The 24,824-nt window shown below is 41.3% G+C and carries 24 protein-coding genes, 1 tRNA gene and 2 rRNA genes; 5 read left to right on the top strand and 22 right to left on the bottom strand.

All coding sequences use genetic code 11. The features are described 5' to 3' along the window. Positions 1-41: 41 nt before the first annotated feature. From A11Q_RS03955 to A11Q_RS03945, 3 genes are all read right to left on the bottom strand, one after another. Entirely contained in the window at positions 42-2,426 is a 2,385-nt protein-coding gene (locus A11Q_RS03955; RefSeq protein ID WP_015469493.1) for a helix-hairpin-helix domain-containing protein, read from the bottom strand. Between the two features lie 65 nt (positions 2,427-2,491). Continuing rightward, complete coding sequence (gene infA, locus A11Q_RS03950; protein ID WP_015469492.1) at positions 2,492-2,713, bottom strand: translation initiation factor IF-1; 222 nt, start codon at positions 2,711-2,713, stop codon at positions 2,492-2,494. Positions 2,714-2,762: 49 nt separating this feature from the next. Beyond that, positions 2,763-3,338: a hypothetical protein gene (locus tag A11Q_RS03945; protein ID WP_015469491.1), complete on the bottom strand. Its 576-nt coding sequence runs from the start codon at positions 3,336-3,338 to the stop codon at positions 2,763-2,765. A 96-nt stretch (positions 3,339-3,434) separates the two neighbouring features. Between A11Q_RS03945 and lpxD the strand changes: the two genes are divergently transcribed. Both lpxD and A11Q_RS03935 read left to right on the top strand, forming a co-directional pair. After that, positions 3,435-4,436 (top strand): UDP-3-O-(3-hydroxymyristoyl)glucosamine N-acyltransferase, encoded by a 1,002-nt coding sequence (gene lpxD / locus A11Q_RS03940; RefSeq protein ID WP_015469490.1) that lies wholly within the window; start codon positions 3,435-3,437, stop codon positions 4,434-4,436. Positions 4,437-4,448: 12 nt separating this feature from the next. Then, positions 4,449-4,820 (top strand): SirB2 family protein, encoded by a 372-nt coding sequence (locus tag A11Q_RS03935; RefSeq protein ID WP_015469489.1) that lies wholly within the window; start codon positions 4,449-4,451, stop codon positions 4,818-4,820. A gap of 6 nt (positions 4,821-4,826) precedes the next feature. Here the strand turns inward: A11Q_RS03935 and A11Q_RS03930 are convergent, their stop codons facing one another. The 7 genes from A11Q_RS03930 to rpmB all read right to left on the bottom strand — a co-directional run bounded on the left by A11Q_RS03930 (position 4,827) and on the right by rpmB (position 9,881). Continuing rightward, complete coding sequence (locus tag A11Q_RS03930) at positions 4,827-6,008, bottom strand: THUMP domain-containing class I SAM-dependent RNA methyltransferase (protein ID WP_015469488.1); 1,182 nt, start codon at positions 6,006-6,008, stop codon at positions 4,827-4,829. A gap of 60 nt (positions 6,009-6,068) precedes the next feature. Beyond that, on the bottom strand, positions 6,069-7,799 hold the full coding sequence (locus tag A11Q_RS03925) for an electron transfer flavoprotein-ubiquinone oxidoreductase (RefSeq protein WP_015469487.1): 1,731 nt from the start codon (positions 7,797-7,799) through the stop codon (positions 6,069-6,071). 14 nt (positions 7,800-7,813) lie between these two features. After that, the gene (locus tag A11Q_RS03920; protein WP_015469486.1) at positions 7,814-8,026 is read right to left on the bottom strand and encodes a hypothetical protein; all 213 of its coding nucleotides are present in this window, start codon (positions 8,024-8,026) and stop codon (positions 7,814-7,816) included. A gap of 33 nt (positions 8,027-8,059) precedes the next feature. Then, positions 8,060-8,869, bottom strand: coding sequence for a carbon-nitrogen hydrolase family protein (locus tag A11Q_RS03915; RefSeq protein WP_015469485.1), 810 nt, complete (start codon positions 8,867-8,869; stop codon positions 8,060-8,062). 6 nt (positions 8,870-8,875) lie between these two features. After that, on the bottom strand, positions 8,876-9,178 hold the full coding sequence (locus tag A11Q_RS03910; RefSeq protein ID WP_148284931.1) for a hypothetical protein: 303 nt from the start codon (positions 9,176-9,178) through the stop codon (positions 8,876-8,878). A gap of 136 nt (positions 9,179-9,314) precedes the next feature. Further along, positions 9,315-9,572 (bottom strand): KOW motif-containing protein, encoded by a 258-nt coding sequence (locus A11Q_RS03905; protein ID WP_015469483.1) that lies wholly within the window; start codon positions 9,570-9,572, stop codon positions 9,315-9,317. A gap of 12 nt (positions 9,573-9,584) precedes the next feature. Further along, positions 9,585-9,881, bottom strand: a complete 297-nt coding sequence (rpmB, locus tag A11Q_RS03900; RefSeq protein WP_015469482.1) for a 50S ribosomal protein L28 — start codon at positions 9,879-9,881, stop codon at positions 9,585-9,587. A gap of 85 nt (positions 9,882-9,966) precedes the next feature. Between rpmB and rpsR the strand changes: the two genes are divergently transcribed. Beyond that, a complete protein-coding gene (gene rpsR / locus A11Q_RS03895) occupies positions 9,967-10,263 on the top strand; it encodes a 30S ribosomal protein S18 (RefSeq protein WP_015469481.1) in 297 nt (98 codons plus the stop codon). 96 nt (positions 10,264-10,359) lie between these two features. On the opposite strand, the gene A11Q_RS03890 is transcribed toward rpsR, so the two are convergent. Next, positions 10,360-10,749 carry a hypothetical protein gene (locus A11Q_RS03890; protein ID WP_015469480.1) on the bottom strand — a complete coding sequence of 130 codons (390 nt, stop codon included), beginning with the start codon at positions 10,747-10,749 and terminating at the stop codon, positions 10,360-10,362. Between the two features lie 145 nt (positions 10,750-10,894). Between A11Q_RS03890 and A11Q_RS03885 the strand changes: the two genes are divergently transcribed. Continuing rightward, positions 10,895-11,128 carry a hypothetical protein gene (locus tag A11Q_RS03885; RefSeq protein ID WP_015469479.1) on the top strand — a complete coding sequence of 78 codons (234 nt, stop codon included), beginning with the start codon at positions 10,895-10,897 and terminating at the stop codon, positions 11,126-11,128. Positions 11,129-11,132: 4 nt separating this feature from the next. Here the strand turns inward: A11Q_RS03885 and A11Q_RS03880 are convergent, their stop codons facing one another. Continuing rightward, a complete protein-coding gene (locus tag A11Q_RS03880) occupies positions 11,133-11,888 on the bottom strand; it encodes a hypothetical protein (protein WP_015469478.1) in 756 nt (251 codons plus the stop codon). A 167-nt stretch (positions 11,889-12,055) separates the two neighbouring features. Between A11Q_RS03880 and A11Q_RS03875 the strand changes: the two genes are divergently transcribed. Continuing rightward, entirely contained in the window at positions 12,056-13,336 is a 1,281-nt protein-coding gene (locus A11Q_RS03875) for a dicarboxylate/amino acid:cation symporter (RefSeq protein WP_015469477.1), read from the top strand. Positions 13,337-13,383: 47 nt separating this feature from the next. Here the strand turns inward: A11Q_RS03875 and A11Q_RS03870 are convergent, their stop codons facing one another. From A11Q_RS03870 to A11Q_RS03825, 10 genes are all read right to left on the bottom strand, one after another. Beyond that, positions 13,384-15,396, bottom strand: coding sequence for a lipoprotein N-acyltransferase Lnb domain-containing protein (locus A11Q_RS03870; RefSeq protein WP_158320352.1), 2,013 nt, complete (start codon positions 15,394-15,396; stop codon positions 13,384-13,386). Between the two features lie 164 nt (positions 15,397-15,560). Next, complete coding sequence (locus A11Q_RS03865) at positions 15,561-16,532, bottom strand: extracellular catalytic domain type 1 short-chain-length polyhydroxyalkanoate depolymerase (protein ID WP_015469475.1); 972 nt, start codon at positions 16,530-16,532, stop codon at positions 15,561-15,563. 34 nt (positions 16,533-16,566) lie between these two features. Further along, positions 16,567-17,052, bottom strand: a complete 486-nt coding sequence (locus tag A11Q_RS03860; RefSeq protein ID WP_015469474.1) for a hypothetical protein — start codon at positions 17,050-17,052, stop codon at positions 16,567-16,569. 360 nt (positions 17,053-17,412) lie between these two features. Continuing rightward, the gene (locus A11Q_RS03855) at positions 17,413-17,793 is read right to left on the bottom strand and encodes a hypothetical protein (protein WP_015469473.1); all 381 of its coding nucleotides are present in this window, start codon (positions 17,791-17,793) and stop codon (positions 17,413-17,415) included. Beyond that, positions 17,777-19,126, bottom strand: coding sequence for a chloride channel protein (locus A11Q_RS03850; protein WP_015469472.1), 1,350 nt, complete (start codon positions 19,124-19,126; stop codon positions 17,777-17,779). Before A11Q_RS03850 ends, A11Q_RS03855 begins: the two co-directional genes overlap by 17 nt. A gap of 140 nt (positions 19,127-19,266) precedes the next feature. After that, positions 19,267-19,343 (bottom strand) — tRNA-Pro (locus tag A11Q_RS03845). Positions 19,344-19,463: 120 nt separating this feature from the next. Next, complete coding sequence (locus A11Q_RS03840; RefSeq protein WP_158320351.1) at positions 19,464-20,132, bottom strand: FliG C-terminal domain-containing protein; 669 nt, start codon at positions 20,130-20,132, stop codon at positions 19,464-19,466. A gap of 125 nt (positions 20,133-20,257) precedes the next feature. Next, positions 20,258-21,424 carry a hypothetical protein gene (locus A11Q_RS13400; protein WP_015469470.1) on the bottom strand — a complete coding sequence of 389 codons (1,167 nt, stop codon included), beginning with the start codon at positions 21,422-21,424 and terminating at the stop codon, positions 20,258-20,260. A gap of 166 nt (positions 21,425-21,590) precedes the next feature. After that, a 5S ribosomal RNA gene (gene rrf / locus A11Q_RS03830) occupies positions 21,591-21,707 on the bottom strand. Positions 21,708-21,835: 128 nt separating this feature from the next. Further along, positions 21,836-24,765: ribosomal RNA gene (locus tag A11Q_RS03825) — 23S ribosomal RNA — on the bottom strand. Between the last annotated feature and the right edge of the window lie 59 nt (positions 24,766-24,824).

Genomic DNA, 24,824 nt, shown 5'->3' with positions numbered 1-24,824 from the left:
GCCACGATAAACTCCTTGTTTCAGTATCTTATTGATATCAATTACTTTTTATTATTGCTCTGGTTTAACAAAGCTGCAAATGGATTGTTGAAAGGATTAGCTGGTTTTTTACCCTGTTGAGCACCAAAGCCACCTTTAAAGTCGGATCTTCCATCTGCTGGTCTTCCACCATCACGAGGTCTAAAGTCCTTGCGTGGTCTATCTGATTTACCAGCATCTTTTTGATCGCGGAATGACTTGTGTTCAGGGGCCGCTTCCAACTTCATCGACAATGAAATTTGATTTTTAGCTTGATCCACTTTCAAAACCTTAACTGTAACTTGATCCCCAGGATTTACCACCTTACGAGGATCATCTACAAACTTATGAGCAATCTCAGAAATGTGCACCAATCCATCTTGATGAACACCGATATCAACGAAAGCTCCGAAGTTAGTCACATTCGTCACAAGGCCTGGGCAAACCATTCCCTCTTTTAAGTCTTTCACTTCAAAAATATCATCACGGAATTGGAAAACTTTAAACGGATCACGTGGATCACGTCCTGGCTTTTCCATCTCTTTCATCATGTCGTCAAAAGTGTACTCGCCCACGATACCAGCCCATTTCGTACGAGCTGACACTAATTTCTTAGCACCTTCACCAACAAGTTCACTGATATTAACTCCTAAATCCTGAGCCATATCACGAATAGCACTATAGCGCTCCGGATGGATTCCCGTTGAGTCTAAGAATACTTTCCCATTTAAAATACGTAAGAAGCCGGCAGCTTGCTCGAAAACCTTACCTGTTAAACGAGGAACTTTCATCAGCTCAGAGCGGTCTTGGAACAATCCGTTCTTCTTACGATAATCAACGATCGAATTCGCAATCCCCGGCCCGATACCAGAAACATACGACAACAATGACGCTGATGCCGTATTCACATCAACACCTACATTATTCACACAGCTTTCAACGACTGCCTCTAGGCCTTTTTTCAATGCTGTTTGGTTCACATCATGTTGATACTGACCCACACCAATTGACTTCGGATCGATCTTGACCAGCTCAGCTAAAGGATCTTGTAATCGACGAGCAATTGAGATCGCCCCTTTAACTGTTAAATCTAGATCTGGGAATTCAACACGAGCCACATCACTAGCAGAGTAAACAGAAGCTCCAGACTCATTCACCATGATTACTGGAATTTCCTTATCTTTTCCTAATTCTTTTAAAACTTTTTTAACAAAAATCTCAGTCTCGCGACCGGCTGTTCCATTACCCACGGCGATAGCTTCGATTTTAATTTGTTTTGTAACTTCAGCGATTAAGGTTTGCGCTTTTTTCTCGGCACCTTCACCTAAGATATGCATCACTGTATGTGATACATAGTTTCCTCCCTTGTCGACCAAGGCCACTTTACATCCTGTTCTTAAACCAGGATCCACACCTAAAACACATTTAGGACCGTACGGAGACCCTAAAAGAACGCGTCGTACGTTTTCGCTGAATACTTTAATTGCATGCTCATCCGCTTTTTCTTTTAACTTCGCATGCACTTCGTTTTTAACAGATGGAATCACGTAAACATTCAAAGCTAAGCGCGCTGATTCTTTAAGGTAAGTGCCAACAGCATTATCAGGAGTCGAAGTGGCAAAGCTTTCATACACTTTCAGCAACACTTCATCATCACCTGTAATATCAACTGCTAACTCATCTTCTTCCCATCCACGTTTCATTGCCATATAGCGATGTGATGCTTTTTCTTCTAGAAGATTTTTAACAGGCTCAGTGTAGTCCTTAGAGTACATTTCATACTTCGAATTTGGTTTATAACCTTTTCCAATTTTAACAGCGACTTTACCTTGTTCGAAATAATTTTTGCTCACTTGATCACGTAGCGCAGCCTCATTCGCGATTTTATCAACGATAATGTCTTGAGCGCCTTTTAAGGCTTGATCATAAGTAGCAATTTTCTTTTCTAGATTTAAGAAGCTCTTAGCTTTAACTTCCATCGTCTCAGTATCTTTGATAGCGCCATGGCCAAGATCCCAAATCCAATTTGCTAAAGGCTCTAAACCAGCCTCGCGAGCCAAAGTTGCTTTGGTTTTTTTCTTTTTCTTGAATGGTTTGTAGATCTCTTCTAGTTCATTCAGATCCCAAGACACTTCAATACGTTTTTGAATCTCTGCTGTTAAATTGTTTTGCTCGCCAATCTCTTTAAGTAAGAAGGCTTTACGCTTTACAATTTCCTGATAGGTTTCGTGAGCTTCAATAACATTACGAATTTGCACCTCGTCCAAATTGCCTGTTTTCTCTTTACGATAACGAGCAATGAACGGCACTGTTGCTCCTTCAGCGGCTAGTTCTAAAACTGCTACAGCTGATTTAGGAGTAATTCCTTGTGCAAAACGCGACAAATAACTCTGAAGAGCTTGTTCCATTTTGTAATCCTCTAGATTTTCATTTTTGTTCTGGGTTGGGATACGTCATAAGGTAGAAACTGTTTTTACTTATGACGGTACATGATTAGACCGTGGGTTGGGTCATATGGAGAAACTCCAACACTGACTCTATCACCCACAACGATACGGATATTAAAGCGACGCATTTTGCCGCAGAGTTTGGCAGAAATAACCACCTTGTTTGCTTCTAGCTCAACCTTGTAGATTCCACCAGCTAGAGCGTCCACGACTTTTCCATCAAATTGTGCTAAATCTTCTTTTGACATGCGCCTCAAATACTAAGGTGATTGTGTATGTGAATCAAATGAAAAATGGCTACGACTTATAATTACTAATAAGCATACGAATGCCGTTTTCAAATAATACTTCTAAACGACTGTTCTCATTAGTTAATATAAAACCCCAACCTAAAACTTTATGCTGTAGCGGTACCAGCGCTGGATACTCTTCAGTCATTTTATAGCTAAGAGCCTTGTCTTTCCCATATTTCTTGTACAATTCAGCCCACTTAGCCTTTTCATCAGCCAAGTTACCACGATCTACTTTAACAGGTTTAACCTTGCTTACTTTTTCTACTTTGGCTTCCTCAGTTACAGGAGCAGACTCGGACTCAATAATACTAATAACGTTTTTAGACGTCTTTTTTTCAACCACAGCTACTGGCTTACTGACTTCCACTTCAGGCTTCTTGCTTACCTTCTTACTCATAAGAGCTGGTTTAACAGTTTTTTTGTCAGTTTTTACAGCTTTGGGCTTAGTTGCAGCCGGCTTAGTCGTCTTTGAAGAAATTTTTTTCGCAGGAGCTTTTTCGACTTTTTTAGGTTTTGTCGCTTTTGTCGCTTTAACTTTTACTGCGGCAGCTTTCTTTTTCGTTGCTTTTTTTTTAGCCATATTTCAGTAAACCTCTATTAATGTACTTATATCGCGCACCGCTCGAAGCACAAGTAAAATGATGTCTTTTCTTTCGCGAAGCATTACATTAAGTCTATGAAATCAGTGTCAATTGATCAGATTACGTCGACCAATCCGGCTCTTTTATCACTGCAACAAAGATTTGATGTATCGATAACCGCCGTCCAACCTCCTGAATTTGCCAATGCTAAAACATTAGTTTTTGTCTCTACAGCAGAGCTTTTGCAAAAAGCTTTAGCTAATCAAGCTCAAGCACTTATTGTTTTACAAAGCCTTTACCAAGATGCGGGCACGTCTATTCCGTCCAACATCTGTGTTTGGACAACACCAAACATTTCTCAGGCGATGAGTTTGGTCCTTCCTCTGTTTGATCAGAAGACTGACTTTTTAAAAGCAGGCATTCATCCTACGGCAAGTATACATCCCACAGCCACTGTCGCCCCTACAGCTCATGTAGGAGCTTATGCTGTTATCGAAGCGCATGCACATGTGGGTGACAACACCGTTATTTATCCTCACGTATATATTGGGCCATTTTGTGAAATTGGGAGCCGCTGTCATATATCATCCCATGTCAGTATTGGTTCAGATGGTTTTGGTTTTTTCACCGACAAAACCTTCACTCATCACAAAATTCCTCAAATTGGTAAAGTTGTTATCGAAGACGACTGTGAGTTAGGCTCGCACTGTGCTGTGGACCGAGCCACTTTGACCGAAACACGAATTAAAAAAGGTTCTAAATTTGATAACTTCTGCCACATTGCCCATAATGTACAAATTGGCGAAAATGCTTTGGTCGCGGCAGGCTTTATGGTTTCTGGTTCCACGATCATTGGTAAAAATCTAATGGTGGCTGGCGGCGTTCACGTCACGGGCCATATTTCAATCGCAGACAGCACGATCTTAACTGGTCGCGCAGGTGTAACGAACTCTATTGAAAAAGGCGGAATGTACGGCGGCTTCCCTCTTGAATCTCATAAAGAGAGCTTGAAGACACTCGTATCATTGCCTCACGTAAAAAAAATGCGAAAACAAATTTCTAAAATTTTGGCCCACTTAAATCTAACAGACGAATAAAAAGGAGTTACTATGTCTTACGAATTTTACAAGATTATGCATCTAACAGGAGTCATCCTTGTTTTTACAGGCCTAGTTGGTCTGCTGACGATTAAAATGTCTGGCGGCGCACTTGTTGGTAAAACTAAAATGTTGGTTTTTGCTTCTCATGGCGTCGGTTTACTATTAGCGCTTGTAGGTGGATTCGGTTTAATGGCTCGCCTAGGAATGGCTCAATCAATGCCGACTTGGATCTATGGTAAACTGATTATCTGGTTTATTCTTGGCGGTGCTATCGCTCTTATTAAAAGAAAAGCGAACATTGGCGGACTTCTTTATGGCGGCTTAATAGCTATCTTCTTAGTAGCTAGCTATCTTGCCGTCATCAAGCCCTTCACAGTTTAATTTTTCTTAATCCTGTAATTTAGTAACTGAAGGCAGTGCATCTTTAGGTTTACGATGGCTGCCTTCATACATTTCGTATTTCAAAAAACGACATTCGATGTTGCCATTGTAAACAAAGTGTCTGCGTGTCGATTTTAATTTCATCTCTTGCAGCAAATCTTTATTACCAGACAAAATCCAAGCTTCATTACCTGTAAAACGGTGTTTCAAAGTAAATCCTAAATCACGATAGACGTCTTTTAAATTATCTTCGTCACCGATACGGGAACCATACGGAGGGTTACAAATCACGAGGCACTTTTCTTCAGGTGGTAACGCCACTGAAACCGGTGTATTTTTTAAAACGATATACTCAGCTACCCCAGCACTTTTGGCATTGCGTTTTGCAATATCCAAAACTTTTTTATCAATATCGTAACCATAGAACTGAAAATCTAACTCTTCTTTTTCCGACTCGATCGCCTCTTGAATCGTCTGTTCCCATGCTTGCTCATCGAAATCTAAAAGACTCATAAAACCAAAGCGTTTTCTTTGTAAACCTGGCGCCACGTTCAACGCCATCATAGCCGCTTCAATCAGAATAGTTCCTGATCCAGCAAATAAATCCACGATAGGAGTTTTCTTATCCCAATCTGTCAGACCAATTAAGCCCGCAGCTAAGTTTTCTTTCAAAGGAGCTTCACCTGTTTTTAAACGATAGCCACGCATGAAGAGCGAGTCCCCAGATGTATCCAGTGACACTGCAAATTGATTCTTAACACCTCTAACATGAATGCGTAAATCTGGCTTTTCTGTATTCACATCTGGGCGAACACCAAACTTTTCACGAAACTGGTCTACGATAGCATCTTTAATCTTCATCGCTACGAATCGTTGATCGTGCAGTTTACATTCCTTAACAACAACATCTACAGAAATAGTTTGTGTCGGTTTTATGTACTTAGTGAAATCATGTTTGCGAATATTATGATAGAGCTCATCATTTTGATATGCAGGAAAATCTAATAGCGGCTTCAAAATACGACTGGCATATCTTGAGTTTAAGTTGGCTTTGTAACAGCCAGCCCAGTTTGACTCAAACATCACCCCACCCGAAGATTTCTCCCATGTTTTAAGTCCAAAAGACTGAAGTTCTTTTTCAACAAGATCCGATAAACCCTTAGGGCAAGAGGCGTAAAAGTGAGCCATAGTTTCCTACATTCTATTCAGTTGTCAGAAGAGGGCCTAAAAGCCCTCTTATTTGTTTTATTAAGTATCGATATATTTCGGACCGCCGCCACCTTCGGGCACAGTCCAATCTATGTTCTCGAACGGACACTTGATATCACAAGTTTTGCAGTGAATACAGTTCGTATAATTAATTTGTAAATCATACTTCCCTGATTCCACTTTGGATGGAACCATCTCGTATACACTGGCAGGGCAGAAATGATTACATGGTGACTTATATTGCGGCTCACAAACAGTGCGGCAAACATCTGGATTCTGCAACAATAAATGGTTTGGCGAGTCCTCATCATGGGTCGTCCCCGTCAAATAAACACTCCCTAGCTTATCAAACATAAGCTCGCCATCGCTGGCTGGAAGTTTATTTTCAGGAGCCTGTAATCCCTCACTTCCCCATACTTCATTCACTGTTAATGTGGTTTTAGCATCTTCATGGGACTTCATGCCGTCAAATAGCCCACGTCCACCTGTAATCTCTTGTAGCGCAATCAAAGGCAACGAAGCGACAAAGCCTTTTGACAGTGTCTGGTGGAAGTTACGAACACGATACAGCTCACTTTTAACATAACTGTCATGTACACGAGCTTCATAACCCTTCAGGATTTCTGCTGATGAGTCTTGCTTTAAAATGGCTTCAAAGGCAGTTTCTGCCGCTAGCATACCGGACTTCATTGCTAAATGGATGCCTTTTAGCTTCTGGACATCCACCATACTCGCCGAGTCGCCGCAAACCATGAAACCATCACCAAAAAGCTTTGGCATTGAATACCAACCGCCGGCAGGAAGTGTTTTCCCCCCATAGGCTAATACTTTACCGCCCTTAATTTTTTCAGCGATAAAAGGATGAGTTTTCAACTTTTGCAATTCACGATGTGGATCCAATAACGGGTCCTTAGAATCTAAATACGCCACAATCCCCAAAATGATTTTATCCCCTGGGATTGTATATAAGAATGTTCCACCAATAGATTTATTCAGTGGGTAACCCATCGTGTGAATCACTTCACCCGCTTCAACAGTTCCCGCTGGCATTTGAATAATTTCTTTTACACCCTCTTCAAAAGCTTCTGCATTTTTACCTTGGCGTAAATTTAACTTCTTAGAAACCTGTTTGAATAAACTGCCGCGAGTCCCTTCTGCAAACACTGTCGTTTTAGCTTTTAAGATTAACCCCGGTTCAAAGTTTGCTTTTGGGTTTCCTTCTTTATCACGGCCTTTATCGCCAGTACGAACTCCTACGATACGATCACCTTCATAAAGAGCCTCAACAGCCGCAAACCCAGGGAAAATATTAATCCCTTTAGCTTCACACTGAGTCGCTAACCAACGATTAAATTTAGAGAGTGATACAATGTAGTTACCAACATTATGAAATGGCGGAGGTGTCACAGGTAATTTAAAACTCGATTTCCCTGAAAGATAATAAACCGCATCTTTTTTGACTTCAGAATCCAAAGGGCATTCTAACTCTTTGTAATTTGGAATAAGCTCTTCTAAAGCTTTTGGATTTAATACCGCTCCTGAAAAACTGTGGGCACCAATTTCCGAACCTTTTTCAATAACCACAATCATCTGTTCTGGAATTGGCTCTCCGGTAATTTTACCTTCAGCGATTTGCTGATTGTGCTGTTCGATTTGAGAGGCAATTTTATATGCGCAAGAAAGTCCCGCGGCACCGCCACCTACGATCAGTACATCCACTTCCATTGTATCCCGAGTAACTCCCTCAGGCAGAGAATCATTGATTTGCATGGTTTGACTTCCTATTAAAAACCTTCGTTAGATTCGCTAGCAGGTTGCTGCTTTTTCTTTTTGGCCTGAGAAGCTTGATTTAAAAGTGGTTGAACTTTTAAATCTCCCTCATCCTCACCACCAACATATTGACGCAAGCGCGCTATTTCCGCATAGGCCGACTCTTCATTAGCCAATACGGAACAAGAAAACAGGCAGATAACTAAAACAAGCTTTGTTATTTTCATATAGTTTTCACTTACAATATGTGAGAAAAACGCTCAGAAATCAATTCTTCTATGGTTTTTCATAGGAATTTGTTTACGTACATTGCGTATTAAATTCAGATCTAATTCCGCATAGATAATACCAACCCCATCAGGCTTAAGAGCCAAGGTTTCCCCCCAAGGGCTGACGAGCATAGAGTGTCCATAAGTTTCCCGCTTCCATGGCCCTAAGCTGGATTGGTGCTCTCCGGCCTGTGCCGGAGCCACCACATAACACTGGGACTCAATAGCCCGAGCACGTAATAAGACATCCCAATGAACCATTCCGGTTTTCACTAGAAAAGCTGCTGGGATCACGATTAAATCCACATCTTGCTTAGCATACTTTGAGTAAAGCTCTGCAAAACGGACATCGTAACATATAGAATTACCAATCTTAAAATCGGCCACTTGAATTGTACTGGTTTCACTGCCACCAGCAAAAACATCAGATTCTCGAATAGGCTTCTGATCTTGTAGCTCAATATCAAATAGATGAATTTTTTTATATACAGTTTTCGCTACACCATTCTTATCGATGAAGATTGTGGCGTTATAGACCTTGCCATTTTCTTTTACTGCCGTTGTCAGATGTATAGCTACCTGTTGTTTAGCGCAAAGTACTTGTAAATCAACGATCACTTGGTCTTCTAAAGAAATAGCTTCTAAATTTTTATCATTGGATATGCGAAAAAAAAGTGAGTTCTCGGGAAAGAAAATAATCTCGGGCTTTTCTTTTTCAGAGCTTAATATGATTTGCTTGATCTGTTCGAAGTTAGAGCGGACATCATCATTGCTATTAAGCTGCGCAATGCCAATCTTCATTGTCTTTTAATCCAATTCAATAACTGAGTACTTCGCAGAAGGAGAACATTTAAATCCACCCTCTTCTAGATTCTTTTGAACACTGTGCAAAACGCCCTCACAGCTAGTAAAATACGTCGCAGAACTGATGATTTGTAAATACCCTTCTTTAGAATACTGAGTATGACATTTTCCATTATCTAATTTATAGGCTCTTAACCAACGAGTGAGTTTGTCACGTTTGCAAATATAGAAAATATCTGAAACTTCAGCCGCAACATCTACCTGTGGAGCTGCCTCTTGTGCCACAGAGCGTGGCGAATAGATCATGAAACTTACAGCGAGTACAAAAAGAAAAAGGCCATTTGAAATCATGCTTTATTTTCAAATGGCCTTTTTAATTTTTCTAGTACTTTTCAGCTCAGCTGGAAGGACTCGACTAATCTTAGACTAGTCTAAAGAAATACTACTTAGATTTAGCAGCAGATTTCTTAGTCGCTTTTTTTTCTTTAGCAGCTGTTTCAACTAACTTAACATTAGAGTAGTCAATGAAACCCTCTTTTTTAAGTAAGCCGTCTTTTTTATCGTAATGAGTTTGAACTTTCACACCTTGAATTTTGATTTTCATAGCAGAAGGTTTAACTTCTAAAACAGAACCTTTTTTACCTTTGTCAGCGCCAGAGATTACTTGAACTGTGTCGCCTTTTCTAATTTTTAAACTCATAACTGCTCCCAATTACGCTTTCTTAGCCGATTTGTTCATTTTACGGCGGATTTTAGTTTTAACTTCCATTGCTCTTTTAGAAAGCACTTTATCATCTTGGTTTAAGATAAATTTATCAAATCCACCAGAGTGCTCCATATCACGGATAGCGCTAGTTGCTACATAAAGTCTCACCATTCCGTTTAAAGTACGGCTAAATATGCGTTTTCTTTGAACATTTGGCATCGCCGTGCTTTTAGTTTTGATATTTGAGTGGCTCACCAAGTTTTTTACTACTGGGCTTTTACCTGTTAATTCACAACGACTCATATTTTACATCTCCTAATAAAAATAACTTCCAAATTCGAGCTTTCTGGTATATTACATTTATTCTTCAATTGGCAAGAGGTTTAGAATGGAAAAAGAAAACGGTCGTGAAAATAACAAGAAAAACGTTCGCAGCAAGTACAGAACAGAGTACTCAGGCGACCATAACTTCGACTACAAAGATCCAGCTTCATTAGCTCGCTTTGTTAGTGATGCAGGTAAGATCACTCCAGCTCGTATTTCTAAGCTTAGCTTAGCTCAGCAAAAGAAAGTTTCTGCAGCGGTTAAAAAGGCTCGTAACTTAGCCCTACTTCCGTCTGGTACTGATGCTTATGATACAGCTCCACGCCCAGAACTGATTAGTCCAGTTCCATTTGAAGTTTAGTCTGAGATCATATAGTATTATTTAAATTGTTGTTCCTACAGTAAGCCGACTGAAAAGTCGGCTTTTTTTGTTTCTACAGCCCTCTTTGACTCCAAACTATTTATTCTGTTTGCTTTTTCGATCTTGAAACCAAAAGTACAAAGCCGAGGCCATCATCATCAGATAGAAATAGTTCGAAAATTTGTGAATCACAGGCCCCGATATACCTAAGAAACTGAGTGTATTGAAATCAACACCCCAGTTGAGCACTCTTAAAAAGAATACTGGTAATGCCGAGCACACTAAAAATAATAATAGAAGACCTGCATGAACACGATTCAACGTACTTTTTTTAAACTCGTTCACCAAGAACAATGTCGGCCACAACAAAAAACCAATCCCTGCAATCACAGCAGCTACCTGCTTCTCAGGAATAACTTTAAAAAGAGCTGTAACTATAAATATCCATCCCAACAAAACTAAGAACTGACTGCGATAGCTCAACATAAAAATCTCCGATTTGATAATTTCATTCTTAATTTCAAGACAGTTTCTTATAAAAAGCAATTTAAAGCTCAATGAATTCCTCTACCCTAGGCACCAGCGTTGCATTGAAGCGCACTCAAGAAAGACACAATGAGGGGGAACTTTTATGAATTTTTTATATGGTCAAACACACAAAACACGCGAGCTCAAATGCATCAACTCTCTGACTGCGGACTTAGCTCAGTATGGACTTTGTCCAGAAGACTGGTGCGTATCAAAAGCTCGAGGATTAGTTTACAAAATCGAAAATCTTAGCGAGCCCGACTTTTGCTTCGTCGGGCGCATTCAACATTTGGATGGAAGAATGCGTTGGCAGAGCCTGCATCTCATATCTATCTGATCAGCTACATGTATAAATCACAGCGTATAGAGTACAAACTTCTTTCATAAACTTCATCTTTAGTAAAGGCACCTGTAGGATTGGCAGCTGACTTATAAGCACGAGGGCGATTTTGATCAATGATACGATTTAAATCGATCTCGTCATCTTGCTCGGTTTTTTTTGCAGTTGGCGTAGGAATAATTTTATTCACATCAAAGTTTTCAGGCCACTCACCGGGATACTCTAGATAGACACCATCTCTGATTTTTTCAAAGCTCTCTATACCAACTAATCGGATAAATGCATCCTTGATATAGCAGAAGCTACGCAAATGGGCTTCGTTCAACCACCCCGCGCGCTCAGCTAGTCCTTTCGGAGGTGCTTCTCCCCATGCGACTAGCGGAACAATCTGTAACGCTTGTGTCATCTGGGCTGCCAAGCTCGGATGATCTTTAATTAAAGGCTCCTGACATTTCGGGCTTACACTTTTCAGCTCGCGCACTAGAAGGCGCAAGTGTTCAAGATACTCTGAACAGGAACCAATCGAGTTTCCTTTTTTACACCGCACACTGGAATAAAGTATCTTTTGATACTGTATTTTTTTGTTCACTCGTGTCGCTGTCAGAAGACCTGCTGTATTTTTTTTGAATTTATCGCCTTGAATTCCACACTCATCCTTAAGTGGCTCATTATAAATAAAGAATGCCAGGGCCACGATTAAAATAACACCAATTAAGACTGGACGAGGAGTTTTCTGTATCAATGAATCAAGACTCATATTTCTATGTTTTATTAAGTCATCTGTTATTTCAACCTATTTCATAGTCCTCTGCTTATCCTCAGACAAAATTCCCTCATAAAATCTTTGATCTTCATAAATATAAGTGCTCTGTTTAACTATAAACATTGATGTATTCAAAATAATGCTAGCAGAGGGGTAAATTAATGAATCAACATACCAAATTGATACTCGGTCTTCTTTTAGGTGGAGCAGCTGGCCTTGCTCTGCACGATACTAACTTAGCTTTTATCAATAGCTTCAATGTTTACGTTCTGAATCCAATCGGACAAATTTTCTTAAGAATGATCTTTATGGTCGTAGTTCCGTTAATTTTTTCGGCTCTTGTTCTGGGGGTAAATGAATTAGGTCAAGCACGGGGCCTAGGAAAAGTTGCGGGTAAAACCATCTTCTTCACTTTTGTCACAAGTGCCGCTTCTGTTTTAATTGGTATCACCCTCGTGAACTTATTCAAGCCAGGTGCCGGTTTAACTATTGATACAGATCTGATTTCTCAAAATGCAGGAACTCTTTCTAAACTGAAAGAGAATATGCTGAGCGCAAAACCTATTCAGCAAATCATTGTCGACCTTTTCACGAAGAATCCTGTCGACTCTGCCGCTCGAGCTCTAGATGGAGAAATCATCGCCTTGATGGTATTTGCGCTGCTATTTGCGATGGGCATCAGCTTATCTACACCGACTGGTGAAAAAAATATCCTGATCGATTTCTTTGAAAAGATATTAGCAGCCTGTATGAAGATGGTTGAATTTGCTATGAAGCTGGCTCCTTATGCTGTCTTCGCACTTGTTTTTAACTCAGCTTATACATTTGGATTTAGTATTTTCAAATCCCTTCTGTTCTATGTTTTTGTCGTTGTTTTAGGGCTCCTTCTACAACAAACCATCGTGTACTCTTTAATTCTTAAGATATTTTCGAAGATTAGCCCTATTGAATTTGTTCATAAATGTCGTGACGTTTTCCTTTACGCTTTTTCTACAGCTTCATCGAATGCCACCCTGCCAAAAACGCTAGAGGTCGCAGAGAAATCTTTAAAGCTTCCTCCACACATCTCAAGATTCGTACTGACCATAGGCTCTACCGCCAACCAAAATGGAACAGCCTTATTTGAAGGCGTCACCGTGCTTTTCTTAGCGCAAGTCTACGGGATCGACCTGAGCCTTGGACAGCAGGTCACAGTCGTTCTTATTTCTATACTAGCTGGAATCGGAACAGCAGGTGTTCCAGGGGGATCATTACCACCGATGATGATCCTGCTACAAACAGTTGGCATCCCGCCAGAGAGCATCGGTATTATTTTAGGTGTGGATCGACTTTTAGATATGTGCCGCACCACAATTAATGTCAGCGGAGATTTAGTTATTGCCGCAGCTGTTTCTGGATCTGAAACAGAAAAATATAAAGTTCCATCAGATAGCCTGTCTTAAGACAGGCTATCTAGATATACAATGGAATCTAGAGCTTAGCTTTTAACTTAGCGCTGCAAGAAGCCTTTCATTAACTTTTGCATTAAGCTACCGCTTCTTGCTTCAGCCTTAAGTTTATTCAACATGTCGTTCGCATTCTGCACGAACTGTGTATTCACCGATTGATCCGACATACAAGTAACAGGCCATGTATTAATTTTGACGTCCATATTTGTGATCGCTTGCTGCCCTAAATCCATTTTTACATTCATGATCTGGAAGCTCACTTTTTTCCCTTTTAGGAAACCATCTAATAGTGGCTTACCTAAAGCGCTCTCGGCTAAAACACCATTTAAGGTTGGCGTCGATGATGATCGTGTCTCGCATGAAGTACCGAATTGTTTTAACACTTGGTATGTTCCAAAGGCATCACCAGCAAGGCTACCGGCAATACCACCGGCTGGGCCAAACTCGATGTCCACAGCAGGATTGATTTGATTTACTCCCAATTGTGTATGTGTCACCAACATCACTGGACGAGTGGTGCGATTTTCACCACCTGTAACTACATTCTCGTGAAACACCACTTGCGAGTTGCTCATAGTGAATGGTTTTTTCTGATTATTTAATCCCACCATTAACTGACTTCTAACTTGAACATTATTTTTTTGTAACTTCAAACGAATAGCCGTTCCCATCAAGTAGCCAACATCTTTCGCTTGTGAACCCACATCACCTGCTTTGCGCGTGCCTTCAGCTAAATGGTAGTAGATCTCTTGAGAGCGAGCGATAGACTCATCCACCACCACATCTGTCACAGCAAATGGCAGAGCGGCAGGGATTCCCAAACCATCTAAACGTGTCTGAGTCGAATCTGTTTTGAATGGGACTAAATACAATCCTAGCGCCTGAGCATTTTGTGGCAATAGATCATTGCTCTCTTTTAAGATTGTAGCTAAACGCTCTTGCAACAACTTTAATGATGCAATCACAACCGTACTCGCATCACCACCAACTTCAGACATCATTGCAGAGCCTAAGCCCTGCACTAATAGAGGAGCCTGTCTTAATAAATGTGATCTGACTTTAAGAATAGCGTCTTTTTCGGAAGGACTTAAGCGCTGCAAGTTCGGTAAAGTCACAACAAGTGTCCATGGGTTGGCTGGAACCTGTGGCAACAGAGGCACCGATCGTTGAGACGAAACCTCTAATGTCTTAATAATACCTTTTTGTTCGTCTTCATAGTTCTGTACACGTTGCTTTAAAATGCCTCGTTCACGTAGACCTGTAATTGAAGGCTGCGCTACCGGATCATTAGAAATAACTGTTAAGAATGGAGGGAACTTACCTTTAAGACGATCCAAACCATCTAAGAGATCAAAAGCCTCGGTCGCACAATTCGGTCTAAGCGTATTGTACGCATAGCGTTTCCCAATACTGCTGGCACGGCTCAACGCTGTTCGTAAAAGTTGAGATCCTTCTTCTGCGGTCAAATTTAATTCATATTGTTCAAAGGGAGCCGTTGGTGAATCCAACCGCTTCTGTTCCATCGACATTACACGCGCGATCAAACCAAAGTTATCCATAGCTCCTAAAGCAAAATTATATTTTTCGCCTTCTGGGAAGGTCGCCTCAAAGGAAATTAAGACATCTTGGACTTGGGCCGACTTATTGGCATCCGACTGACTTTTTAACTGCGCAGGTTGTTTTAATTTAAATCTAATCTGGGCATGGCCAGCCTCAACAATTCCTAAAATAGGGAAACGCACCACTTGGAAGTAGACAGCCTCAATGTTTTCAGGGGACGTCGAAAACTCAGCCTTCCAAAAATCACGCTCGTGTTGATAGTTGTTTAATACAGCCGTATTATTTGCGATTCTTAAATTCTGAATAGCTCTAAAGCGAACTGAGTCGACACACTTCCCAGCATACTTTTTTGAATGAGATGTAAATCGATAAGAGGCCTCATCTGGATCTGCCGTTTTAGCACAGCTCGGATCTAGTTCCGCCATCAAGGACGGAGACAACTGAGCATGGGCTGGAAGTCCACCCACAACTGTACAAGTTGTAAACAGTGCCACAAATAGTTCTCTTCTTAACGCTAATTTAAAGCTGGGTCCTAACATATTCGCTCCCTAGTGAATTCCTGCTTAAATGCAGTTTTAATACCAGTTATCACGAAATATCTAATCGGACTTGAAGCTAAATATAAAGTTTCTTGTAAAGTTTATTGGGGCTATTAAAATTAGCGATTGTCTAAAAAGACTTTAAGGCTGTACTCAGTGACATCTAAAGAGTGAGGCTCAGCGTACGTACTTCCTGCTTGTCCTCCACTCCAATGATGTGGAAGATTTTCAATGTGAATTGAATGTAAATACACGCGATCATTCACATACTGAGTGATCTGCACTGGAAACTTCTTATTGCCAGCTGTTGTGATATTTTTTTGAAAAGATAAAGACTGATTCCATTTTTGGTCGTCAGCGAAATCCAAAAATCCTAAAAACTGTGATGACAATTGTAATGCATTTTTCTGATCCACCACATCGTCTTTTGATCCCTGAACAACAATCATTTTCTTAGATAAAACTGATGTCTGACGTGGACGAGCACACATGTAGGCATCATTCGACAAATGGCGATCCGATTTAAAGCTGCCCTTCTTCATCGTTTCCGCAGCCCATAATCCACTTTCTGCGGCTTTAAAGGCTCCTCCAGAGTGAATCGTTACTCCAGCTAAAAGATCTGGATAACAATAAAATAAGTTAGCTGTTAAGTAAGCCCCTGAAGAAAATCCCATGGCATAAACATGTCGAGGGTCTCCGTTATAACGGGAAACGACATGACGTACAGCTTGGGCCAATGTAGCAATCTCGCTTGGAAAAACAGGCTGCTGGTTCGCCGGTAAAAACCAATTCCAGCAATTCATAGGATTTAAAAGCTGAGACTGCTCTGGAGCTAAGACAATAAAGTCTTTCTGCTGTGCCCACTGCTCAATACCCGTCATCTGAATCATCTGCTCTGCCGTCATCTGACAGCCATGTAACAAGAGCACCACAGGCCTCGCTGTATCGGCGGCGGACATCGTAGGATTAAGCACTGTAAACTTGCGTCCAGAAAGATAAAAGGCCTCTTTGTACAATTGCGCTTTCGCAGCCCCTCCAACTAGGAAGCACAACAGGAATTTAAATACAAAAGGCCCTATCTTTTTCAGCACGAATAATCTTTCACAAGTTTAAACGTTTAAATAACTATTTAACTTTTTTTAGATCCAAGTAGTAATGGCAAGAACCAAAACGATTTCCATAGGAATTGTAATAGTTGATTTCAAGTTGATATCCATTTGCACCTTTAGACATAACCCAGTGATATTTATCAACTGTGGCATCTACAGTATACATGGCCGTATCGCCCTCTTCAGATAAAACACCAGAACGAGGATAACGCTCATTTGGATATGAGTATTCAAAAAATGTAATATAAGAATGCTGAGTTGAAGCGCCGCCATTAGTAATAGAAATGACCTCGGCTGTTTCATTACCATTCAAAGTTCCAATTACCAAACCCGTCATCAACTTAATGTTCAAATAGTTGCAATAAAGAATGTTGTTTTTAACAATTTTGGGTGGAGTCTGTAATTTATAAACTCCCACATAGCGCTCGAATGGACCTACGGCAAAGGCATTTGATGCCACAAACAAGATTGAAATAAACAATCCAAAAAAACTTCTTTTCATACAAGACCTCCCGAAAAGGTCTGTACAATATTCAATGAGCCACGCCTAAGTCCATGAAATATTGCTTGTTGAAGACCAGTTGATAAAAACCAAAAGCCTAATTTATCAGCATCCAAAAATCCCTACATGTGCATTGTAAAAAATTATTCCTCAAAATACTCTTTTGGAATTAACTGAAAATATTCATCTGGAAAGGGAAATAACCCCTCTAATGGCTTACGAAAGAGTTCATCTGAGGCAGGGGAACGCCATCAATTTGTTCCAACATCCACAAATGAGCTGCTAATTGTGGAGATTGGCACTCATGTTTTTTGGCAACTTCAAAATACATGGTGACTAAGACGAAACCCTCTTCTTTTTTTAAGATGGAGACTGTTCCAATAAGACTTCTAGTCCCTGACCACAGCCAAAACAATGTAGACGAGCTCGCACTTCTTCTTTTTTGAATGAGATCTTTTTCTCGTCAATGTTGGATTGGCACTCAGGACACATCAGCCCGCCAGATAAGTCGATAACAGCGACCTCTTTAAATTTTAAATACGCCATTACAAAAGCTGTTAGGATCAGCCCCGGAACAAGTACAAAATGCAGAACAGGAATTAAGATAGAAAGAATTCCTGAAAGAAAAAATATCAAAAAAACTTGAGTGGATCTTTTTATACGAGAAGTATAAGAAAAGTGAACAACTGGTAAATCCACCTCATGTACGGGTTTCCCTATTACATTAATCAGAACTTTCATTTTTTCCCACCACTGTTGAAGTCTCTTTTAAGATTCTTTCAGAAACAAACTCATAAAATGATTGCTGTGAAATCCATCGAGACACCCCATGCCCTACAATAGCCGCTAACATCAAAGGAAAAATAGCCCGATGACGATCCGTCATTTCTAATATCAAAATAAACGAGGTTAATGGGGAATGTGTCAATGCAGCCAGTCCCGCACTCATACCGATAAGAACAGATAAGGGACCCAATTCAAATTCCAATGCACTACTAAAAAAAGAGCCAACCGAGCCACCTAGGCTCAAGATCGGAGCAAAAACTCCGCCGGCGCCTCCATTCGCATACGTAAAAGCACTTCCTAGAAATCTAGCAACAATATCGGTAAGTGATGCCATCTGCTCAGAAAAAAGTAATCTATTTAGCGTTTCCTGTCCTGGCCCTAAACCAGTCTTAGAAATAAATACCACCATTAATGAAAATAGAAATCCTGCCGTCACAGTGAAAAATAATTTACTCTTAAAGCTTACAAGTTTTCCTCGATAAATAACGACCGCTTTTAAGGACTGTGTAAAGAGTGTCACGATCAATGCCGCAAACAGAGCTACAACCAGATACTGCCAAAGCTGTGAAAAACTAAAACCTGCAACCTTGGGATAACCTAAATATAAATAGGATCCCATAATCATTTGAGAAATAATCCCCGCGCAAATGACAGCATGTAGAACACCTGTGCGAAACGAATTGAGATGTGACTTAGCCAGTTCTTCCACCACATAAACAATTCCTCCAAGTGGAGTATTAAATGCAGAGGCTAATCCCGAGGCTGCGCCGGCTAATAGAAATGCCGAACGATTCTGAATTTCTGAAAACTTCCAATATTTATTCACCAGATGAAATATCGAACCTGAAATTTGAAGGGTGGGGCCTTCTCGCCCAATAGCACCACCGCCGATAACTCCTAAAATAGAGCTCAACACTTTTACTATAATAATTCGCCAGCCTAAAAGACTTTTGATAACACTTGATTGTTTTTGCTCAGCTAAATCGACAGCCACCATTAACTGCGGAATCCCACTACCATTAGCTCGAGGAGCAAACTTCTCAACAAGTACCCATGAGAGCACAAAGAAAACCGGAGGAATTAAAATAAACCAAAGACCTGTTACATCGTAAATTTTTTGAGATAGATGCTCGGCCCAAGAAAAAAGCTGCGCATAACCTGTCGCAACTAGTGCAGTAATAGCGCCTGCTATCCAAAAAGGTAATAAGCGTAAAAAGTATCCTTTAATTTCAGAAATTTTTTTAGAACTTTCATCATAGATAGTTTGAGTGCTTTTTGAAAATTCCATAGGACTCTTTTCTTACCATCCGATCAGAAATCTAACCGAATAGTAAAAACAGTCCCAGCCCGAGAGGTTTTGATTTTATCTGAGATAAGAGAAAAGAACCAAAAGAACCCGCTTACATCCGGAAAGATGAGATAAAGAATTGGTCGGGGCGATAGGATTCGAACCTACGACCCTCTGGTCCCAAACCAGATGCGCTACCAGACTGCGCTACGCCCCGACAACAAAGTGGATTGAATATAATGCGACCGCGAGCTTTTGGTCAAGAAAATAGCTTATAGTCCTTCAGTCCAAGTAGACTCAAGTTGCTGATTATTTTGTCAGCATATAAAAGCTATTCTTAGGCAATTTTCTTAATTTTTTCGAGTTTATCTTTCATGACCTGATTCTCATTCTTCAAGATTTGCACCTCTTTAGATAATAAGATCAGTCTTTTCTGAAGCTTTTCTATCTCTGCAGTTGCCACAGCTCCATTAGCCGCCGTGCTCACCACAGTTGAAGGTCCCTCGAATGAAAGGGCTGCCGCCTCTAAGCGCGCAGACTTGCCCAGCTTCGCTTCGAACTCATCGGGAATCACCAATTGAGGATCTATCTTTTCAGCCTTTATAGAGCCCTGTACAAGCAATCCACGAGTTTCTGAAATTACTTTCATAACACTCGCTCCAATTTCATTCGGAGTTGGATTCATCTCTTGTAAAGTCATTTCAATTTTACGACGATCTTGCGGAGATAGTTTTTGTATGAAGGTTTCTAAATGCTCAGGTGCTAAACTTTTCAATGCGACAGAGAATGCCAATTGATTCACCGAGGCCATGATTTCTAAGATCACCTCTGGACTCCAACTTACAATTTTATCAAATGAAATTGATTTTTGCGTTAGCGCTTCAGCCCATTCCGGATTTTCTTCCGCAATGATATTCATAAACTGCTCACGCTTTTTCGCATTACAAGTTTCGATTACCTGAACGAGTTGAACAAATCCACCTGGTTTTTTATATCGATCTACCATGCCCATGCATGACCTATCGGTACAACGTCTAGAATAATTTAGAAGTTCAAAAAGTAAAATTCACGAATGACTGAAAGCTTTTCAATAAATTTGAAAATCTCATTTTAATACAGTGTAAACACTCTCTATGTAGGCCCAGTATAGCAGCTATAAACAACTCTTACTGATCGTCCCTCTGTACCCTTCGAGAAAATAACCTTGTCGCCACTCCATGTGTAAGAGATAGCCTTGTTATCTGTTGCCTGCACCGAAGGAGCAGACTCTGGTGTACACTTCATACTGAACATACGCGCATCTTCTGCGATCTGTGTCGACATTGTTGTGAAATGTTGAGCGTAGTCTGACTGACAAATATCTAAGATTTTCCCTCTAGGACGAGCCTTATTATCAATATCTCGTGCCGCTGTATTGGAAAGCTTCGCATACTCTAATCCGAGGCCTCCTACAATTGCAGGGCCTGATTCATTTCTTACAACTTGGTTCGTTGATGTTTTTAAAGTTTGGTTTTCACGACAAGTCGTATCCTTTACGACAATCGAATTAAAGTCCCAATATTTTGTCGGATATGTCTGTTGCATCATACTGACAAAAGTTTCTGCTCTATCAGAACTTTCCAATGCTTTGCCCTGGCGAGCATTATCATTTGAAATCAAAATGACATTCAAGTTCGCATCACTTCTTATAAAAGATGAAGCGTTCTGCGAAACAACAACATTGGCAGTGTACACACCACGTGTATCTGCAGAAGGACACTTAATAGGATATTGAGAGTGGTAATAAGGTTGAGATTGAAAAGATGTTCCATAGTTATTGAACATAAATGTGATGAACTCTTCACACTGAATCGTTTCATTTCTAATGATGGCACTATTGAATAAACTCACTCTATTTGAGTCTTGGCGCGTCAAATATTTGCTGCCATTACCAAAAGTAACGAGCTGTTGGCCACCTTGAACAGAGCTTAAGTCAGTCGTTGTAATGGCAATTCGATAATCGATACTTTTTGCATCTAGGCTTTGAATAAAACCTGAAAAACGCACAGCGAGCTGTGTTTGTACTTTTGACATGGAAGCCGAGTTATCATTAACAAATAATATATCTACTTTACCGGAACCCACTTTAAAATCTTGAGTGACCTCGGCGTAGTTATTCTGAACTACACAATTAGTAACAGAAGCATCACAAAGTGAATTGCTTAAATCTGGCTGAGAAAACTTAGTTGGAGAACACGCAATGAGGCCGCCAATAACTGAGCCCAAAGCAAATTGAATAAAATAGAATTTAGTACTCATAGGACACTCCACCTACGAGTCTATAATCAATAAGAGTACCAATCTAAAAGCGACACATTCGACTTGAGAATCTAAATCGTCTAAAATCTAGACAGGGTGACAAAAAAGCAAAAAAAAACCCAGTTAAGTACATTTTGACATGCGCTTAACTGGGTTAGAAAAAAAGACCTGGCATCGTGCTACTCTCTCACACGCTCACGCGTGCAATACCATCGCCGCAAGAGAGCTTAACTGCTGAGTTCGGAATGGGATCAGGTGTGACCTCTCTGCTATAAACACCAGGAAAAGTGTTTAGCTAATAATTGGTTATTATTAGCAATAAATTGTTTTAATTGATTTTTAGCGAATGGGTTAGAACTCAAAAAGAACTCTGTAAACTATGTTTACTTAATAGAGCTCCGAAATAAAATTTTAAAAAAGCCTCACGACCTATTAGTACATATAAGCTAAATACATTGCTGTACGAACACTTTATGCCTATCAACCTCGTAGTCTCCGAGGAGTCTTTAGGGGGCCGAAGCCCCAGAGAAATCTAATCTTGCAGTTAGCTTCCCGCTTAGATGCTTTCAGCGGTTATCTATTCCGAACATAGCTACCCAGCATTGCCGCTGGCGCGACAACTGGAACACCAGAGGTTCGTCCATCCCGGTCCTCTCGTACTAAGGACAGGTCTGCTCAAATTTCTTACGCCCACAGAAGATAAGGACCAAACTGTCTCACGACGTTCTGAACCCAGCTCGCGTACCACTTTAATTAGCGAACAGCTAAACCCTTGGGACCTGCTCCAGCCCCAGGATGTGATGAGCCGACATCGAGGTGCCAAACTCCATCGTCGATATGGACTCTTGGATGGAATAAGCCTGTTATCCCCGGAGTACCTTTTATCCGTTGAGCGATGGCCCTTCCACGCGGGACCACCGGATCACTTTGGCCTGCTTTCGCACCTGCTCGACTTGTAGGTCTCGCAGTCAAGCCCCCTTATGCCAATGCACTCGACGCCTGGTTTCCAATCAGGCTGAGGGGACCATCGCGCGCCTCCGTTACTTTTTGGGAGGCGACCGCCCCAGTCAAACTGCCCACCAGACAGTGTCCCTCTCCTCGTTAAGAGGAGCAGGTTAGATTTCAAAGTTTCCAAGGGTGGTATTTCAAGGTTGCCTCCACCAAGTCTAGCGACCTGGCTTCAAAGGCTCCCACCTATCCTACACATGCAAACTCTAAAATCACTGCCAAGCTACAGTAAAGGTTCACGGGGTCTTTCCGTCTTTCTGCGGGTACCCGGCATTTTCACCGAGAATTCAATTTCGCGAGGCCCTTGGTTGAGACACCGGAGAAGTCGTTACGCCATTCGTGCAGGTCGGAACTTACCCGACAAGGAATTTCGCTACCTTAGGACCGTTATAGTTACGGCCGCCGTTTACTGGGGCTTCGATTCTCTGCTTCGCTTGCGCTGACAAATCCTCTTAACCTTCCAGCACCGGGCAGGCGTCAGCATGTATACTTCGTCTTGTGACTTTGCACATGCCTGTGTTTTTGATAAACAGTCGCTACTCCCAACTCTCTGCGACCCAAAATTGCTTCAGCAGTAAATGCTTACACAGTCTTAGGCACACCTTTTCCCGAAGTTACGGTGTTAAGTTGCCGAGTTCCTTAACCAAGATTCACCTCATCGCCTTAGATTATTCATCCCACTCACCTGAGTCGGTTTACGGTACGAGTATTACCTTAAAATATCGCAACTTTTCTTGAAAGCATGGCTCCAGTCACTTCCGGGATAAATCCCTCGCATTCACGTCTCAGAGTTGCCATACGTACTTAACTATATGACCTCCTACACGCTTACACCTCAATCCAATAAGAGGCTGACTCTACCTACTCTGTCATTGCTATACCAATCATGTAACAGTTCCGGAATATTAACCGGATATCCATCGACTACGCCAATTGGCCTCGTCTTAGGTCTCGACTAACCCTGGGAGGATTATCCTTGCCCAGGAACCCTTGAGTTTTCGGCGCCCGGGTTTTTCACCCGAGTTAAACGCTACTTATGTCAGCATGATCACTTCGAGTTCGTCCAGCTGTCCTCACGGTCAACCTTCAGCCTACACTCGAACGCTCCCCTACCACTTAATATAAATATTAAATCCGCGACTTCGGTAACATGCTTAGCCCCGTTATATCTTCCGCGCGGAGTCACTAGACTAGTGAGCTATTACGCTTTCTTTAAAGGATTGCTGCTTCTAAGCCAACCTCCTAGTTGTCACAGTAACTCTACAACGTTTTCCACTTAGCATGTATTTAGGGACCTTAGTCGGCGGTCTGGGCTCTTTCCCTCTCGACATATGACCTTATCACCCTATGTCTGCCTTCCAGGGTACATATCAACGGCATTCGGAGTTTATTTGGGTTTGGTAATCTGGTAAAGACCCCTAGCCCATTCAGTGCTCTACCTCCGTGATACAATTTACCTGAAGCTATACCTAAATATATTTCGGGGAGAACCAGCTATCACCCAGTTTGATTGGCCTTTCACCCCTAATCACAGCTCATCCAAAGGTTTTTCAACACCAACTAGTTCGGCCCTCCACGAGGTGTTACCCTCGCTTCAGCCTGGCCATGATTAGATCACTGGGTTTCGGGTCTATTCCTGCAGACTAAATCGCCCTATTCAGACTCGCTTTCGCTCCGGCTCCACCTGCAACGGCTTAACCTTGCCTGCAAAAATAACTCGCTGACTCATTATGCAAAAGGTACGCAGTCGCGCATATAAAGCGCTTCTACTGCTTGTAGATATACGGTTTCAGGTTCTATTTCACTCCCCTCTCGGGGTTCTTTTCACCTTTCCCTCACGGTACTTGTCCTCTATCGGTCACTTATTAGTATTTAGGCTTGGAGGGTGGTCCCCCCAGATTCCCAGCGGATTTCACGTGTCCGTTGGTACTCAGGATACCTCTAGGGCCGAATTTGTTTTCGGATACGGGGCTATCACCCTGTGTCGCCAGACTTTCCAGTCTGTTCTCCTAACAAATTCAAGTCCCACATCGAGGTCCTACAACCCTCAATTCAAAAATGAACTGAGTTTGGCCTGTTTCCCGTTCGCTCGCCACTACTAGGGAAATCTCGTTTGATTTACTTTCCAGATGGTACTGAGATGTTTCACTTCCCATCGTTTGCTTTTTACAGTTATGAATTGGCTGTAAAATACCAGTTAAGGTGGGTTTCCCCATTCGGAAATCTCCGGATCGAAATGTGTGTGCCATTCCCCGAAGCTTATCGCAGCTTACCACGTCCTTCATCGCCTTTAAGTGCCAAGGCATCCACCATATACCCTTAGTAGCTTTAAAATATATGAGTATTCTAACCTCGCTAAAAATCAATTAAAACAATCAATCTATTCGAATTT

It is taken from the genome of Pseudobdellovibrio exovorus JSS (genome assembly GCF_000348725.1).
Lineage (GTDB): Bacteria > Bdellovibrionota > Bdellovibrionia > Bdellovibrionales > Bdellovibrionaceae > Pseudobdellovibrio > Pseudobdellovibrio exovorus.
Note: the sequence above shows the minus strand (reverse complement) of the source record. Positions and strands in the feature narration are given on the sequence as shown.

Excerpts from the sequence above, each read along its gene's own strand:
- A11Q_RS03945 (WP_015469491.1), bottom strand. The coding sequence starts at position 3,338 with ATGGCTAAAAAAAAAGCAACGAAAAAGAAAGCTGCCGCAGTAAAAGTT.
- A11Q_RS03915 (WP_015469485.1), bottom strand. The coding sequence starts at position 8,869 with ATGAAGATTGGCATTGCGCAGCTTAATAGCAATGATGATGTCCGCTCT.
- A11Q_RS03930 (WP_015469488.1), bottom strand. The coding sequence starts at position 6,008 with ATGGCTCACTTTTACGCCTCTTGCCCTAAGGGTTTATCGGATCTTGTT.
- A11Q_RS03955 (WP_015469493.1), bottom strand. The coding sequence starts at position 2,426 with ATGGAACAAGCTCTTCAGAGTTATTTGTCGCGTTTTGCACAAGGAATT.
- A11Q_RS03935 (WP_015469489.1), top strand. The coding sequence starts at position 4,449 with ATGTCTTACGAATTTTACAAGATTATGCATCTAACAGGAGTCATCCTT.
- A11Q_RS03925 (WP_015469487.1), bottom strand. The coding sequence starts at position 7,799 with ATGCAAATCAATGATTCTCTGCCTGAGGGAGTTACTCGGGATACAATG.
- A11Q_RS03875 (WP_015469477.1), top strand. The coding sequence starts at position 12,056 with ATGAATCAACATACCAAATTGATACTCGGTCTTCTTTTAGGTGGAGCA.
- rpsR (WP_015469481.1), top strand. The coding sequence starts at position 9,967 with ATGGAAAAAGAAAACGGTCGTGAAAATAACAAGAAAAACGTTCGCAGC.
- A11Q_RS03885 (WP_015469479.1), top strand. The coding sequence starts at position 10,895 with ATGAATTTTTTATATGGTCAAACACACAAAACACGCGAGCTCAAATGC.
- rpmB (WP_015469482.1), bottom strand. The coding sequence starts at position 9,881 with ATGAGTCGTTGTGAATTAACAGGTAAAAGCCCAGTAGTAAAAAACTTG.
- A11Q_RS03910 (WP_148284931.1), bottom strand. The coding sequence starts at position 9,178 with ATGATCTATTCGCCACGCTCTGTGGCACAAGAGGCAGCTCCACAGGTA.
- A11Q_RS03890 (WP_015469480.1), bottom strand. The coding sequence starts at position 10,749 with ATGTTGAGCTATCGCAGTCAGTTCTTAGTTTTGTTGGGATGGATATTT.
- A11Q_RS03840 (WP_158320351.1), bottom strand. The coding sequence starts at position 20,132 with ATGGTAGATCGATATAAAAAACCAGGTGGATTTGTTCAACTCGTTCAG.
- A11Q_RS03860 (WP_015469474.1), bottom strand. The coding sequence starts at position 17,052 with ATGAAAAGAAGTTTTTTTGGATTGTTTATTTCAATCTTGTTTGTGGCA.
- A11Q_RS03920 (WP_015469486.1), bottom strand. The coding sequence starts at position 8,026 with ATGAAAATAACAAAGCTTGTTTTAGTTATCTGCCTGTTTTCTTGTTCC.
- A11Q_RS03880 (WP_015469478.1), bottom strand. The coding sequence starts at position 11,888 with ATGAGTCTTGATTCATTGATACAGAAAACTCCTCGTCCAGTCTTAATT.
- A11Q_RS03905 (WP_015469483.1), bottom strand. The coding sequence starts at position 9,572 with ATGAGTTTAAAAATTAGAAAAGGCGACACAGTTCAAGTAATCTCTGGC.
- A11Q_RS03850 (WP_015469472.1), bottom strand. The coding sequence starts at position 19,126 with ATGGAATTTTCAAAAAGCACTCAAACTATCTATGATGAAAGTTCTAAA.
- lpxD (WP_015469490.1), top strand. The coding sequence starts at position 3,435 with ATGAAATCAGTGTCAATTGATCAGATTACGTCGACCAATCCGGCTCTT.
- infA (WP_015469492.1), bottom strand. The coding sequence starts at position 2,713 with ATGTCAAAAGAAGATTTAGCACAATTTGATGGAAAAGTCGTGGACGCT.
- A11Q_RS13400 (WP_015469470.1), bottom strand. The coding sequence starts at position 21,424 with ATGAGTACTAAATTCTATTTTATTCAATTTGCTTTGGGCTCAGTTATT.
- A11Q_RS03855 (WP_015469473.1), bottom strand. The coding sequence starts at position 17,793 with ATGAAAGTTCTGATTAATGTAATAGGGAAACCCGTACATGAGGTGGAT.